Source organism: Stenotrophomonas sp. YJH_SMC_4, assembly GCF_059371575.1.
This window is the reverse complement of record NZ_JCAFUR010000010.1, coordinates 56,646-71,942: the sequence shown is the minus strand read 5'-3', so window position 1 is coordinate 71,942 and position 15,297 is coordinate 56,646. Positions and strand designations below refer to the sequence as shown.

Sequence of the window (15,297 nt, the reverse complement as noted above, 5' to 3'; positions counted from 1 at the left end):
TTCCCCCCTGGTCAGGCGTTGACGTATGTGCGGATGGCACCCAGCAGTTCTTCACGCGTGAAAGGCTTCGTCAGGTACTGCTCCGAGCCGACGATGCGTCCCCGCGCCTTGTCGAACAGGCCATCCTTGGACGAGAGCATGATGACCGGGGTCGCCTTGAACAGCTGGTTGCCCTTGATCAGCGCACAGGTCTGGTACCCGTCCAGGCGCGGCATCATGATGTCGACGAAGATGATCTGCGGCTGCTGGTCTGCGATCTTCGCAAGCGCTTCGAAGCCGTCGGTGGCGGTGACCACCTCGCAGCCTTCGCGCTTGAGCAGCGTTTCCGCAGTCCTGCGGATGGTCTTCGAATCATCGATGACCATCACCCGGAGTCCTGCGAGTTCCCCGCCCGCAGTCGTGTTTTCAGTCATTGCCTATCCCCAAGCGCACGGCCCGATCTCTGGCGGGGGCCGCTACGAAAGCGTATCTATATCGCACTTTCCGCGCCCGCTTCAAGGCCGCCCCATGGCGCGGGGCATGGCACCCTCCTGAACGTGACGGGTTTCGCAATGCGTGCGCGACCGCCGGGCGGACGCTGCGTTGCAGGACGGCGGGGAGGCGCGCGAGCGGCGTTGCCGCTACCATCAACGCCTTGCCTGACAGGTGCGCCCATGCCGTTGAACGTCATCGTGGTGATGGATCCCATCGCCCACATCAAGATCGCCAAGGACACCACCTTCGCCATGCTGCTGGAAGCCCAGCGCCGCGGCCATGCCCTGCACTACGTGCGCCCGGGCGGCCTGGCCCTGGAGGGTGGCGTAGCGGTGGCCCAGACCGCGCCGCTGCAGGTGCGCGACGACCCGGCCGGCTGGTATGAGCTGGGCGCGTTCAGCCGCACCGAGTTCGGCCCTGGCCAGATCGTGCTGATGCGCAAGGACCCGCCGGTCGACGCCGAATACATCTACGACACCCAGGTGCTGGACGTGGCCGCAGCGGCCGGCGCCTGCGTGGTCAACAACCCGCAGGGCCTGCGCGACTACAACGAGAAACTGGCCGCGCTGCTGTTCCCGCAGTGCTGCCCGCCGACCCTGGTCAGCCGCGACGCGAAGGTCTTGAAGGCCTTTGCGCTGGAGCACGGCCAGGCCGTGCTGAAGCCGCTGGACGGCATGGGCGGCCGCTCGATCTTCCGCAGCGGCCAGGGCGATCCGAATCTGAACGTGATCCTGGAAACCCTGACCGACGGCGGCCGCAAGCTGGCGCTGGCCCAGAAGTTCATTCCGGACATCACCGCCGGTGACAAGCGCATCCTGCTGGTCGATGGCGAACCGGTGGACTACTGCCTGGCGCGCATCCCGCAGGGCGATGAATTCCGCGGCAACCTGGCCGCCGGCGGCCGCGGCGAAGGCCGCCCGCTGAGCGAGCGCGACCGCTGGATCGCCGCCCAGGTCGGCCCGGAGATGAAGCGCCGCGGCATGCGCTTCGTCGGCCTGGACGTGATCGGCGATTACCTGACCGAGGTCAACGTGACCAGCCCGACCTGCGTGCGCGAACTGGACGCGCAGTACGGCCTGAACATCGCTGGCACCCTGTTCGACGCACTCGAGGCCGGCCTGCGCTGATGTCTGCCGCACCTGCCGTCCTGCCCCCGCCGCCGCGCGAAGCGCAACGGCTGGGGGCGACCATCGCGCTGTCGGTGCTGGTCCACGCCCTGCTGATCCTGGGCGTGGGCTTCGCCGTGAAGGGCGATGCGCCGCTGGTGCCGACACTGGAAGTCATTTTCAGCCAGACCCGCACCGCGCTGACCCCGAAGCAGGCCGATTTCCTGGCCGCGGCCAATCAGGAAGGCGGTGGCGAGCACGACCGCGCACAGCGTCCGCGCGACAGCCAGGCCGGCATCGTGCCGCAGGCCCAGTCCGGAATCAGCCCGGTTCCACAGCAGCAGCAATCGGCCGCGCCGGTTCCGCCGCCACAGGCACGGGTGGTCAGCAGCCGCAATGGCGAAGAGGTGGTGGCGCAGGCGCAGTCCCGCCCCACGCCGGATCAGCCCGAACCGGATGCGCCCTTGAGCGCACGCGAACAGCGCGACGTGGAGATGGCGCGGCTGGCTGCCGAAGTACATCTGCGCTCGGCGCAGTACGCCAAGCGCCCGAACCGCAAGTTCGTGTCGGCCAGCACGCGTGAGTATGCCTATGCCAATTACCTGCGCGCCTGGGTCGACCGTGCCGAGAAGGTAGGCAACCTGAATTACCCGGATGAGGCGCGGCAGCGCCGCCTCGGCGGCCAGGTGGTGATCAGCGTGGGCGTGCGCCGCGATGGCAGCGTGGAGAGCAGCCGGATCCTGCGTTCGAGCGGTACGCCGTTGCTGGATGAGGCCGCCCTGCGGGTGGTGCAGCTGGCGCAGCCGTTCCCGCCGTTGCCGAAGACCGAGGATGAGATCGACATCCTGCAGGTTACCCGTACGTGGGTGTTCCTGCCGGGCGGCACCCTGCACGACGACCGGTAGGGTTTTGTTGCACGGGCCTGCGGCCCGGGACCCGCTGGAGGCAACAGCAACAACTGAAGCAACAGCAACAGCGGCGGTTGGGCTGTGGGTTTGGCGGGGCGGTGTGGGCTTGCAGGACACGCCGTAAACCCATCCCTGGGGGCTCGATGGCGCCTTGCTCGTGTGCGCTGTCCTGCGCACACGGCAAGACCGGGGTTGGGCGTCCTGCCCAACCCGCCCGAGGCATGCCTCGGGCCCATGGCGCCAACGGTCCTGCAAGCCCACACCGCCCCACCTCTGACAGATCGCGGCGCATTTTTGCTATTGGTAGGTGTCGACCTTGGTCGACACACATCCACGCTACGCGTGGATGCGAGCGAAGCGATCCGCTTTTGACTTTGATTTTCTTTTTTGATTTTCCGTGGCGGACGCACACGGAAACTGTCAGAGGTCGGGCGGGGTGGGTTCGCGGGGGTGTCCGCGGCATGGATGCCGCGGCCAAGCCCCCATGGACGGGTTTACGGCGTCCCCCGCGAACCCACCCCGCCCGGCCAAGCGCGGCTTTTGGTTTATGCGATCAACCAACCCCGCCACGAGGGGCTCAGCCGTTGGCCTTCGCCTTCGCCTCGCGCGCGGCCTGCTGCTCGACCAGGGTCAGCGCCACATTGTCACGCAGGTACGCCGGCTCGACCTTCTCCGGTGCAATGGCTTCGCCGCGAGCGAACGCCGGCACCGCCAGTGCCAACACATCCGACGCCCGCGGCAGCGCCGTCGCATCAAAGCCGCGCAGGCCGGTGCCCAGCTGGGTCACCAGTGCCCCCTCGGCTGCACCGAAACCGGTGCCGACACCGTAGGCCGACATCCCTTCCGGCAGCGCGACCGCAGCGGGTGCGCACACGCGCTCGGGATCGCGTGCCACCGGCAGGCCGTCTACACGCTCGAAGCGCGCGACGTACAACTCCCCCATCCGTGCGTCGATCGCCGACAGGATCTGCGTTTCGTCCGCCGGTGCCCGCAGCGCCAGCACCTGCAGCGTCGAGACCGGCAGCAACGGCCGATCCAGTGCCAGCGCAATGCCTTGCGCGATGGCGATCGCCAGGCGAACGCCGGTGAACGCACCCGGGCCGCGGCTGAGCGCGATACCGTCCAGCTGGCGGCGGCTGATGCCGGCTTCGGCCAGCAGCGCCTCCGCCCACGGCAGGCTCAGTTCGGCATGCCGGCGCGGGGCGATCTCGAAGCGTTCCAGCACCTGCCCATCGACATGCAGGGCAACGGAACAGGCTTCGGTGGCGGTTTCAAAGGCGAGCAGTTTCATCGGATCGGGTCAGAACAGGGGGAACGTGGCACCGGGCGCCGGCTCGGGGCCGGTCGCAACGGCGGCCGGAGCAGCCGCACCATCGGCCACGGGCGCCCATTGTGGCGTAAAGAAGGCCTGCACATCGGCCAGACTGCGGGTACGGCGGAATGGCGGCAGTGAATCGAGGAAGACCCGGCCATAGCCACGGTTGAGCAGGCGCGGGTCGCACAATACCAACACACCACGGTCGCTCTCACTGCGGATCAGGCGACCGACGCCCTGTTTCAGCGCAATCACCGCCTGCGGCAGCTGCTCATCGCGGAACGGATTGCCACCCTGGCTGCGGATCGCCTCCAGCCGTGCCTCGTACACCGGATCGTCCGGTGCCGCGAACGGCAGCTTGTCGATCATCACCACGCTCAGCGCCTCGCCCACCACGTCCACGCCCTCGCGGAAACTGGCCGAGCCCAGCAGCACGCCATTGCCCGATTCGCGGAAGCGCTGCAACAGCGTCGCGCGCGGCGCCTCGCCCTGCACGAACAACGGCCATGGCCCATCACGCAGTGCCTCGGCGGCCTCGCGCAATGCACGGTGCGAGGCAAACAGCAGGAATGCCCTGCCCTGCGACGCCTGCAACACGGGCCGCAGGGTCTGGATCAACGCAGTACCGAAGCCCCGCGCAGCCGGATCAGGCAGGCCTTCGGGCAGGTAGCACAGCGCCTGCTCCGGCCAATTGAACGGGCTTGGCTGGACCAGCGTATGCGGGTCGTCCAGGCCCAGGCGGGTGGCGATGTGGTCGAAGCCACCGCCCACGGTCAGCGTCGCCGAGGTGAAGATCCATGCCGCGCGACTGCGTTCGCGATGCTCACGCAACGGGCCGGACACATCCATCGGCGTGCGCTGGCAGCGAAAACCACGTGGCGTGAGCTCGTACCAGAGCACATCAGCGGCAGTGGCGGTTTCCGCCGGGTCGGTATCGAAATCGAGGGCAGGTTCGTCATCGCCCAGCCAGCGGCTGAGCCGCGAGACCGCCTCGCGCGCCCGCGCATGGCAGGCATCCAGGCCCGCCGCGGCTTCGCGCAGCGGCTGCAGTGCCTGCTCCAGCGTCACCAACCCCGCCATCACCGTATCGAATCCATCGCGCACCTGCGGCATCGCCAGTGCGCGCCATTGCGTGCCACGCGGCGGCAGTCCCTCCATCGCCGAACGCAGGGCCAGCAGCGCCTGCTGCAACTGGTCGACCGGTTCCTGCAGCGCCGACTGCGCGCCGCCGACGCCACGCGCTTCGGCCAGGCAGTCGCGGCCCAGTTCCTGCCACGGGCGCATGCCGAAACCTTCGCCGAAGAACTGCGCGGCCAATTCGGGCAGCTGGTGTGCCTCGTCGATGACGAAGGCCTGCGCCCCCGGCAGCAGTTCACCGAAGCCATCCTGCTTCAGGGCCAGATCGGCCAGCAGCAGGTGATGGTTGACCACCACCACATCGGCCGCCTGCGCACGCTGCCGCGCGCGCACCACGAAGCAGTCGTCCCAGAACGGGCAGTCGGTACCCAGGCAGTTGTCGACAGTGGAAGTGACCATCGGCAGCAGCGGCGAATCATCGGCCAGGCCTTCCAGTTCGGCGATGTCACCGAACTCCGAACGACCGGACCAGGCCAGGATGCGCTGGAACTGCGCCGCCTGTTCGGGGCTGGAAAAACGCGGCTCGCCGCGCGCCTGCTGCAGGCGATAGCGGCACAGGTAGTTCGCGCGCCCCTTCAGCAGCGCACTGCGCAGGCCGACACCCAGTGCCTGACGCACCCGTGGCAGATCGCGGTGGTAGAGCTGGTCCTGCAGCGCGCGGGTTCCGGTGGAAATGATGGTACGCAGCCCGGACAGCAGCACCGGCACCAGATAGGCAAAGGTCTTGCCAGTGCCGGTACCGGCCTCGGCCAGCAGCAGGTCACGCTGCTGCAGCGCATCGGCGATGGCTTCGGTCAGGTGCAGCTGTGCCGGACGCGGGACGAAGGCATCCAGGTGCGAGGCGAGCGCGCCGCCGTCGCTGAGGGCTTCGCGGCTGGCATGGACAAGGTCGGACATCAGAGGGAAAGGATACCCGGCCGGGCGCTGCCCGGCACCCGTTTCAAGCCGGAGCACCAGCAACAGCAACAGCGGTGTTCATGGCTCTGGGTTGTACTGGGGACTGGCGGGGGACTGTGGGTTTGCGGGGACGCCGTAAACCCGTCCCTGGGGGCTTGGCCGCGGCATCCATGCCGCGGACACCCCGCAAACCCACAGTCCCCCGCCTTCGACAGTTTCCCGGTGACGGAGGGGACAGACTTCGCAAAGCCGAGCCTGCTCGACTGGCAGCTCAGAAGCGATGGGAGTAACGGGGAAAGAAGAAAAGAAATGGCAGCGAGCGCGCGCAGCGCGCGACCCGCTTTTGATTTTGATTTTGTTCTTGCCTGCGGCCCGCGCGATGTATGGCGGACCGGGTGGGTGGGGCGTGCAGGACCGTTGGCGCCATGGATGGCGCCATCGAGCCCCCAGGGATGGGTTTACGGCGTGTCCTGCACGCCCCACCCACACGGCCCATCACGACCATCCATCAGTGCGAGCGCTTGCCGCAGAGGGGGCAGCGCCCGATGGAGTGGAATACCTCAGTACCGCTTGATCCCCGGCACCGTGCAGCCCTCAATCTGCGCATGCGCCGACACCGCATTCTCCTTCTCGCCCCGCGCCAGGCGCGACTGCTCGATCGTCGCCCAATGCCGGCGGCACAGCGGCCCTGTCTTCGAGCCCAGGTCGACCGCCTTGCGCGCGAACGCCTCCGCCTGTGCCCACTGCCCCTGCAGCAGCGCCAGCTCGGCGCGCTCCTGCAGCACCGCCGGGTCACCAGCGACGATCTCCAGCGCATGGTCCAGGCTGCTGGCGGCGCCGGCCAGATCGTTGGCCAAGCGTTGTGCCTGCGCGGTCACCCGCAGATCTTCCACCTGCGAGTCACGCAACGGCTGCACCGACAACTCCTTGTCATCCGGGCCAGCGGCTGCGTCAACTGCGGCCAGGCGCTGCGCCGGCGTGGTGGTATCGACCGGCTTGACCACCGGCGGTGCACTGCTCACGCAAGCGGCCAGGGCCAGGCTGAGGCCGGTCAGGGCCAGGGGCTGCAGCAGGGATCGCATGTTCATCGGCATCATCGGCTCGGGGGAGGAGTGGCGGCGGCGGGTGTCGCAGCAGGTTCGGCAGGCGCTTCCGGCTTGCGGTCCAGGCCGAACCAGCTGCGCCAGCCGCCACCCTCGCCTTCGGCCTCGCCCTGCCCGTCCGGCGACACCGCCGGTGCACAGGGCGCATAGGCCGGCGCATAGCCGACCACGAACGGGAAGCGGCGCGCTCCCGGGCAGCCCTCATCAGTCGTGTTGAGGCCGGTGGCGGCCACCGACTGCCAGTCCAGGCCCTTGTTGCTGACCCGCAGCGGCGCACTGGGAAGACGCTGGAAGATGCCCGACCAGACCCGCATCGCGCCGGTGGCACCGTACAGGCCAGCCTGCTCGTTCTGGTCGTTGCCGATCCAGATCACCGCCAGGTGATCCCCGGTGTAACCGGCATACCAGCTGTCACGACCATCGTTGGTGGTACCGGTCTTGCCGGCCGGCTGCAGGCGGCTGAGGCCATCGGCGTTGAGCCGCTGCGCGGTGCCGCTGGCAACCACCTGCTGCAGGCCGACACTGATCAGGTTGGCGGCAATCGAATCGCCTTCCTGGGCCGGTGCCGGGGTCTTGTCGTAACGCTTGAGCAGCTTGCCCTGCGGATCGAGTACGCCACGCACCGCATGCAATGGCTGGATTTCGCCACCGGACGCGAGGAACTGGTACAGCTGTGCCATCGCGTATGGGCTCTGGTCGGTCGAACCGAGGATCACCGCCGGATTCGCTTCGGCCTTGATGCCGGCCAGCACGTGGATCAGCTGGGTCACACGCTCGGGGCCGACCTGCATGCCCACGCGCACCGTGGCCTGGTTGTAGGAATGCGCCAGCGCGTCGATCAGGCGCACGGTGCCGTGGCTGCGGTTGTCCGCGTTGCCCGGGCTCCAGTTGCGGCCACGGCCGAGCTGCACCGTCACCGGCGAATCGTCGACCCAGCTGGCCAGCGAGTAGCGGTCCGGCTGCGCCAGCGCCAGCAGGTACACGAACGGCTTCAACAGCGAGCCGACAGGACGCTGTGCTTCGATCGCTCGATTGAACCCCACCTCGGACACCTCACGGCTGCCGATCACCGCCAGCACGTCACCGTTGTGCACGTCGGTCAGCACCATGCCGGCCTGCAGTTCGGGACGGCGCTTGCTTTCCAGCGATTTGATGGTGCGGGTCACCGCGCCTTCGGCATAGGCCTGCGCAGACGGCGACATGCCGGTCATCACGCTCAGGCCGGCGCCCTGCAGCGCCGATTCCGGATAGTCATGGCCGAGCTGGCGGCGAACCAGGTCCACATAGGCCGGGAAGCGGTTGGCCGCCACCAGGCCCGGCGTCTTGGGCACGCCCAGCGGCGCCTTCAGCGCACGCTGGTACTCGGCATCGTCGATCAGCGTCGCCTCATGCAGCTTGCCCAGCACGAAATTACGGCGATCCAGCGCGCGTTCCGGGTTGCGCCGCGGATCGTAGTAGGACGGGCCCTTGACCAGGCCGATCAGCAGCGCGATCTGCTCGGTTTCCAGCGATTGCAGGTCACGGCCGAACCAGAACTCGGCGCCGGAAGACATGCCGTGGATGGCCTGGCTGCCGCGCTGCCCCAGGTACACCTGGTTGAGATAGGCCTCGAAGATGGTGCGCTTGTCGTAGCGCGCCTCCATGATCAGCGCGTACAGCACTTCGTTGAATTTGCGGGTGACCGTCTGTTCCTTGCCGATCCCGAGCAGGCCGCTGCGGGCCAGCTGCTGGGTCAGCGTGGACGCCCCCTGGCGACTCTGGCCACCGGAACGGACCGTCACCCACACCGCGCGCGCGATGCCGGACAGATCGATGCCGTGGTGACGGTTGAAGTCCTTGTCCTCCACCGCCTGCAGGCCGGTCACCAGCAGGTCCGGCGCCTCGTCCATGCGGATCAGGCGGCGTTCTTCCTGCTTCTGCCCGTACAGGGTGGCAATACGCGCCGGGTCCAGGCGCGCAGCCTTCAGCGCCTTGCGGTTGTCGGCATCACGCAGCGACGCGACCGCACCGTCTGCCAGCGACAGTTCCAGCCGACGCGGTGCGACGCGGCCATCCACATCGTTGTAGCCACGGCTGGAAATGACAAAGCGCCCGCCGTTCACCGCATAGGTCGCCGGCTCCTTGCCCTGCCCGTCATCGCGGTAGGCGGATGCGGCGAGTTCGGTCTTCAGGGTCGCCGCGTCCATCGCCTTGCCGGGTGTGAGCACCAGCGGCCGCGCATATACCCGGGTCGGGATCTGCCAGCGCAGTTCACCGAAGCGCTGGGTCACCTGTTGGTTCAGGTACAGCGTATAAGGGATCAGGAAGCCCAATCCCAACGCGACCGCAGCCATGCTCCAGGTGATCAGGCGACGCCGCCACAGCGGGCTGTCGTCCTGCTGGTCGTCGTCGAAATCGTCGATGTCGTCGGAATCGTAGCGTCGGGGCACGGGCATGCAGGCAGGTAGGGTCTGGCGAGTCTAACGCAGGCGCCGCGGTGGCTGGCAGGCGATGGCCCGCGGTTTCACTGCAGTTCAAGCAGCGCGCGGCGCCCGCCACCCGGCCCACGCACCCGCAAGCGCTGCCCAGCCCCCTTTCCAGCCGCCCCCCGCCAGGCAGACGTTGGCCAGGCGTGCGATCAACCGCGGCGCATCATGGGCGATCCAGCCTGCCGGCACATCCACGCGGCGATACAGTTGCAGGCGCGACCAGGCCATGCGCCAGGCGAGCGCGTGAAGTCCCTGGAAGCGCTCCGGCGCCACCACCACGCCGCGCTGCCCCAGCAGATCGGCCAGGGCCAGCAGGCGGCCGGCCGTGCGCTGGCGCGCCTGTGAATCGAACAGATCGAGATGGCGCAGGCGTTGCAGGAAACCGCGGCGACTGGCACCGATCTGGTTGTTGCCATGCTGCCGGTAGTCGATGGTCGGTTCGGCCAGCATGTCCAATCCTCCACGCAGCGATGCGTGGACCGCCAGCCATTCGTCGTGGCTCCAGCCCGGCGGGACCGGCAGCGATCCGGCCAGCAGCCCGCGGCGCAGCGCACAGGTGGCACCGGTGATGAAGTTGCGCAGCAGGATCGCGTCGATCGCAAGGCCCGAGCGTTCCAGCTCGACCTCGGCCGGATGGACCACCAGTACCTCCAGCAACCGCTGGCCAAGCGGCGCGCCCTGCGCGTCCACCAGCCATGCATCGCTGTGCAGCAGCAACAGGGCCGGGTCTGCCTGGAAGCGTTGAACATAGCGGCGGACACGCCCCGGATGCCAGACATCATCCTGGTCGCACAGGAACAGGATGTCGGCCTGGCAACGCATCAGTGCATCGGCGAAATTGCGCACATAGCCGAGATTGCGCGCGTGCTGGACGATCTCGACACGGATGCCCAGCGCCTGTGCACGCGGCACGAAGGCCTGCAACAGCTGCAGCGTCTGGTCGCTGGAACCGTCATCGCCGATCATGACTTCGTTCACCGGAAGATCCTGGTCGAGGATGCTGTCCAGCTGCGCCTGCAGGTAGCGCGCACCGTTGTAGGTGCACAGCGCGACGCCAATGCGCTCGGCAGGGGCCGATCGGGATGGCGCGTCAGGCATCGAACGTACTCGCGGAAACAAGGGCCGGGGGATGGTAGCAGAGCCCCTCCCAAGAGGATGGATACGATGGCTGGCTAGCCGTTGCCGGGATACGCAGCGATCCGCTGCACGGCCTGGGCCGCGCTCATCGGTCGCCACGTGTCCGCGTCGGGCTGGAACGGCCGCGGATGTACGTCCAGCAGCGCCTGCAGTGGGCCATTGTCCGCAATCAGATCCTGCTGCAGGCGTGACACCGGACCACGCGCCCGCGGCAGCACCGCGGCCAGGCCCCGCAGTGCCGCGCCCGGCAACGGCAGCGCCAATGTCGGCTGTGCCAGGCTGGCGTGCACGCGGCGGAACATCGCGTGATAGGGCAGGCGCTCGCCACCGCCGATTTCCAGCACCCGTGCCGACGCTGCACCGGTGGCAATGCAGGCCACCACGGCGCGGGCGATATCGTCGGCATGCACCGGTTGGCGCAGGCCTCCCACCAGCGGAATCGGAAACAGGCGCAGACGCAGCGCACGCTGCACGATCGGGGTGATGCTGCGGTCGATGCCGGCCCCATAGATCAGGGTCGGCCGCAGGATCGTCCAGCCCATGCCAAGACGCTCGGCCTGCGCGATCAGGCCCGCTTCGCCCCGCTGCAGCATCGCCACGACGTCCTGCTCGTCGGCCTGCTCGGAATTCTGCTTGCTCAGCACGCTCATCGAACTGGTGGCGATGACCTGCCGCGCGGGGGCCGCCGTCTGCCGCGACAACCACTGCGCCAATGCTTCAAGGGGGCCGAAGCTGGCAATCGCCTGCCAGTCCGGAGACGGCACGCTGTCCAGCGCAGCTGCCAGGTCCCCGCACAGCCACTGCACGCCGTCCTGTGCCGGTTGCGGTTGCCGGCTCACCGCATGTACCCGCCCATGCGCCTGCACCAGGCGCGGCAGCAGGAACCGGCCGATCTGGCTGGTGGCTCCGGAAACAAGGACGGTCATCGGCACTCCGTGGGGATGTTGCGAGGGGTGGCTACTATAGCGGTCCCTCCGGCAGCGGCGGGCTCAGGGCAACGACACCCCGATGTCGCGCAGGCGCTGCCGCAACTGCTGGTACTCGCTGCTGGAAGGGCCGACGCCAAGCTCGCCCGCCTGCTGGAGCGCACGTTCGGCAAAGGCGACATCTCCGTTGCCCAATCGTTCGCTGCCAATCGCAATCCAACGCTGCGCGAGGCGCTGGCGGGCCGCAGGCAGGCCGCCAGCGGTGGGAGACAACGTCTGCCAGGCCTGCAGGCAGGCACCTGCAGCCTGCACCCGGTTCTGCCGGAGGTTGTCGTCGAAACAACGGCGACTGGCAGGCAGCAGGCGCGCGGCCGCGGCCTTCACCCGTGAATCGCGCGGTGCCAGCGCCTGTGCTTCGCGAAGGGCATCGAATGCGCTGTGCCCCGGCGGGCTGATCCATTGGCCTGCGCGCTCGGCGCGTTCGATCCGGCGCAGGTGATCGCGCAGCTCGTGTTCACGCTGCGCGTTGCTCACTGCGGGCTGCTGCAGTGCCTCCCGGGCCTGCCGTGCACGCTGCAGGCGCTGCACCAGTTGCTGTCGTGCCGCCTGCGAAGCGCCCAGTGCCTCGGCCAGCACGGCATCACGCTGCGCCGCCTCGAACTGGAAATCGTCGGCCTGGATCTGGCTTCGCGCCAGCACCGCCTGCAGCACCTGCTCGCGGCCCCGCTGGGCAGTGGGATCGTCCGGCGCCACCGCCAGCACGGCGAGGAACCCCTTTGCGGCACGTTCCAGCTGCTGTCGCTGAAGTGCGCGCTGTGCCTGCCGCAAGCGCTCGTCGACCGCCCGTGCCAGGGCCTCCTGGCTGGCGGGAAGATCGGCGTGGCCTGCATCGAACAGGCGCGCGCGCTGCAACGTCGCAGCGGCTTCGGCCAGTTCCCCGCGTCCGGCCAGGGCGCGCGCGTGCTGCAGCAGATCGCTCAGTGCATCCTCGCGCCCCTCCAGAGCGGGCAGGTTGTCCGGCTGCAGTGCCAGGATGCGCTGGAACAGCGGCAGCGCACTGCTGTCGCCATCGTCCAGCCGGCCGGCCGCGAACGCATTGCGGGCCTGGGCCAGCAATGCGCCGATACCGGCGCCGGCGCTACGCCGCGCCTGCAGTTGGCGGGCCACGGCGTCGGCGTCGCCCTGCGGCACCTGCAGCTCGCGAGCCAGCGCCAGTGACTGCGCGCTGCCCTCCAGATCGTCGCCCTGCAGCTTGTCGCGGGCCTGCTGCAATGCTGCCGCGGCGGTTCGTGCAAGGCCCTGGCGCGCCTGCGGCCGATCGCCATCCAGTGCCAGCACCGCCTGGTAGCGCTCCCGCGCACCACTGCCGTCGGCCGCACTCAGCCGGCCGGCGGCGAGCGCACGATCGCCTTCGACCAGCAGCTGTTCGATCTGCGGCTCGTCCCAGAACCAGTCGGCCAGCGGCTTGCGCAGCAGCACCAGCAGCACGAACACCGCCAGCGCCGCGACCAGCGCCCATCGCCAGACCCGCCGCGCATGACGTGCCTGCAGCCACCACCAGCGGCCTTCGCGGCGGACGCGATCCAGCGCAGGGTGTTCAGCGCCATGCGGGCGATACGGGGGCTCGCGTTCCATGCGTGCAGGGTAGCCGGGGCGGCGTGAAGCTCAGCCGAGGCGACGCGCCTCGCTCACGCCCGGCAGCGCGTCCAGCTTGCCCAGCAGGTTCGACAACTGGTCGTAGTCGCTGACCTTCAGCCTCAGGCGCAGATGGGCACGGCCACTGTTGCGCACGTTGTCACTGTGGATGTCGAGCACGTAGGCGTCTTCCTGGGCGATCAGGTTGGTGATGTCCTTCAGCAGCCAGCGGCGGTCGACCGCATTGACCACCACGTCCACCTCGTAGCCGCCCCCGGCCTGGCCCCATTCCACCGGCAGGATGCGCTGCGGGCTGGTGGCCGCCAGCCGGGCCAGCGCGGCACAGTCTGCCCGGTGCACGGTGACACCACGGCTACGGGTGAGGTAGCCGACGATCGGTTCGCCGGCCACCGGCTGGCAGCAGCGCGCCAGCTGCACCAGCAGATTGCCCACGCCCTGCACCGTGAACTTGGACTTGCCCAGGTTCTCGCGGCGGGCGGTCGGGCGCGGAAGCGCCGGCGCAGGGGCCGGCTGGCTGGCCGCGCGCTCTGCCTCCAGCAGCGTACGGCTGACCTGGTTCGGGCCGGTGTCGCCCAGCGCCACCTGGATGTAGAGGTCGTCAACGCTGTCGGCATGGAACTTCTTCGCCGCCACCGCCAGATCCGAATGCTGCAGCCCCAGGCGCTTCAGCTCGCGCTCGAGCAGTTCGCGCCCGGCCTGCACGTTGCGCGCGCGGTCCAGCTTGTGGAACCAGCTACGCACCTTTTCGCGCGAGCGGTTGCTGGCCAGGAAGCCCAGCGCGGGCATCAGCCAGTCGCGGCGGGGGTCGGCCTCCTTGCCGGTGAGGATCTCGACACGGTCGCCGCTGCGCAGGCGATAGGTCAGCGGCACGATGCGGCCATTGACCTTGGCGCCACGGCAGCGGTGGCCCACCATCGTATGTACCTGGTAGGCGAAATCGAGCGGCGTGGCCCCCTGGGGCAGGTCCAGCACCTCGTCCTTCGGGCTGAGCGCATAGACCCGGTCCTCGGTCAGCTCGGCGTCGAGTGCCCCGGCCAGTTCATTGCCCTGCCCGTCCTGCGCCTGCTCCAGCAGCTGGCGCATCCAGGTGATCTTGCGATCGAACGACTTTTCCGCGCCCTTGCCGCCTTCCTTGTACTTCCAGTGCGCGGCCACGCCCAGCTCGGCCTGGGAATGCATCTCGTGGGTGCGGATCTGCACTTCGATCGTGCGCCCTTCCGGGCCGACCACGGCGGTGTGCAGCGAACGGTAGTCGTTGGCCTTCGGGCGTGCGATGTAATCGTCGAACTCGCTCGGCACCGGGGCCCACAGCGCATGCACCACACCCAGCGCGGCGTAGCAGGCGGCGACGTCGTCGACCATCACCCGCACCGCGCGGATGTCGTACAGCTGGTCGAACGCCAGCCGCTTCTTCTGCATCTTCCGCCAGATGCTGTAGATGTGCTTGGGGCGGCCGCTCACTTCGGCATGGATGCCCTGTGCGGCCAGCTCGCGCGACAGCTGCTTCTTCACGTTCTGCACGTAGCGCTCGCGCGCCACGCGGGTTTCGTCCACCTCGCGCGCGATGCGGCGGTAGGTTTCCGGCTCCAGGTGGCGGAACGCCAGGTCCTCCAGCTCCCACTTCAGCTGCCAGATGCCCAACCGGTTGGCCAGCGGCGCATGGATGTCGCGGGTCAGCTGCGCCAGCGCCCGGCGCTGCTCGTCGTCCAGCTTGTCGGCAGCGCGCATTCTCGCCAGCTGCCGGGCCAGCAGGATCGGCACCACGCGCAGGTCGCGGATGATCGCCAGCAGCAGGCGGCGCAGGCCCTCGCTGTTGCGCCCGGCCTCGCGGCCAGCATGCAGCGCCCAGACCGGATCGGCGGCGTCCTGGCCGTCGAGCAGGCCGATCACCGCCGCCTTGTGGTTGCCCAGCGGCAGCTGGTCCAGGCTGGCGCGCAGGCCGGGCAGGTCGAACAACAGCGCGGCAACCACCGCGCCTTCGTCGGCCGAGAGCATCGACAGTGCATCGAGGGTATCGCCCAGCACCGACCAGCTGGCGCGCATCTGGTGGTCGCACTCCGGTGCTTCCCAGTGTTCGCGCAGGGCTTGGCGCAGCGGAGCGGGCAGCACCGCGGCGGAGGGACGGTTCAACAAGGCATCCAGGCCGGGGACAGAAGCGCGGTTCACAGCA

The 15,297-nt window shown here is 68.8% G+C and carries 11 protein-coding genes; 2 read left to right on the top strand and 9 right to left on the bottom strand.

Annotated features, from left to right (window positions below; translation table 11 throughout):
- Positions 1-11: 11 nt before the first annotated feature.
- Positions 12-413, bottom strand: a complete 402-nt coding sequence (pilG, locus tag AC5P9F_RS14830) for a twitching motility response regulator PilG (RefSeq protein ID WP_005418455.1) — start codon at positions 411-413, stop codon at positions 12-14.
- 240 nt (positions 414-653) lie between these two features.
- Between pilG and gshB the strand changes: the two genes are divergently transcribed.
- Positions 654-1,601 carry a glutathione synthase gene (gene gshB, locus AC5P9F_RS14825; protein WP_005410718.1) on the top strand — a complete coding sequence of 316 codons (948 nt, stop codon included), beginning with the start codon at positions 654-656 and terminating at the stop codon, positions 1,599-1,601.
- Positions 1,601-2,485: an energy transducer TonB family protein gene (locus tag AC5P9F_RS14820; protein ID WP_049459282.1), complete on the top strand. Its 885-nt coding sequence runs from the start codon at positions 1,601-1,603 to the stop codon at positions 2,483-2,485. Before gshB ends, AC5P9F_RS14820 begins: the two co-directional genes overlap by 1 nt.
- Before the next feature lie 580 nt (positions 2,486-3,065).
- Here the strand turns inward: AC5P9F_RS14820 and tsaB are convergent.
- The 8 genes from tsaB to AC5P9F_RS14780 form a co-directional block, all read right to left on the bottom strand.
- Positions 3,066-3,779, bottom strand: a complete 714-nt coding sequence (tsaB, locus tag AC5P9F_RS14815; protein ID WP_099523213.1) for a tRNA (adenosine(37)-N6)-threonylcarbamoyltransferase complex dimerization subunit type 1 TsaB — start codon at positions 3,777-3,779, stop codon at positions 3,066-3,068.
- A gap of 9 nt (positions 3,780-3,788) precedes the next feature.
- Positions 3,789-5,837 (bottom strand): DNA repair helicase YoaA, encoded by a 2,049-nt coding sequence (yoaA, locus tag AC5P9F_RS14810; RefSeq protein WP_012481048.1) that lies wholly within the window; start codon positions 5,835-5,837, stop codon positions 3,789-3,791.
- A 560-nt stretch (positions 5,838-6,397) separates the two neighbouring features.
- Positions 6,398-6,934 (bottom strand): hypothetical protein, encoded by a 537-nt coding sequence (locus tag AC5P9F_RS14805; protein ID WP_114619126.1) that lies wholly within the window; start codon positions 6,932-6,934, stop codon positions 6,398-6,400.
- The gene (mrcB, locus tag AC5P9F_RS14800) at positions 6,931-9,369 is read right to left on the bottom strand and encodes a penicillin-binding protein 1B (RefSeq protein WP_049395340.1); all 2,439 of its coding nucleotides are present in this window, start codon (positions 9,367-9,369) and stop codon (positions 6,931-6,933) included. The genes AC5P9F_RS14805 and mrcB overlap by 4 nt, the downstream gene beginning before the upstream one ends.
- Before the next feature lie 84 nt (positions 9,370-9,453).
- Complete coding sequence (locus AC5P9F_RS14795; protein WP_049395338.1) at positions 9,454-10,506, bottom strand: glycosyltransferase family 2 protein; 1,053 nt, start codon at positions 10,504-10,506, stop codon at positions 9,454-9,456.
- A gap of 74 nt (positions 10,507-10,580) precedes the next feature.
- The gene (locus tag AC5P9F_RS14790) at positions 10,581-11,471 is read right to left on the bottom strand and encodes an NAD-dependent epimerase/dehydratase family protein (protein ID WP_308679011.1); all 891 of its coding nucleotides are present in this window, start codon (positions 11,469-11,471) and stop codon (positions 10,581-10,583) included.
- A gap of 63 nt (positions 11,472-11,534) precedes the next feature.
- On the bottom strand, positions 11,535-13,106 hold the full coding sequence (locus AC5P9F_RS14785) for a hypothetical protein (RefSeq protein WP_308679013.1): 1,572 nt from the start codon (positions 13,104-13,106) through the stop codon (positions 11,535-11,537).
- A gap of 30 nt (positions 13,107-13,136) precedes the next feature.
- Positions 13,137-15,293 carry a bifunctional (p)ppGpp synthetase/guanosine-3',5'-bis(diphosphate) 3'-pyrophosphohydrolase gene (locus tag AC5P9F_RS14780; RefSeq protein ID WP_043035705.1) on the bottom strand — a complete coding sequence of 719 codons (2,157 nt, stop codon included), beginning with the start codon at positions 15,291-15,293 and terminating at the stop codon, positions 13,137-13,139.
- Between the last annotated feature and the right edge of the window lie 4 nt (positions 15,294-15,297).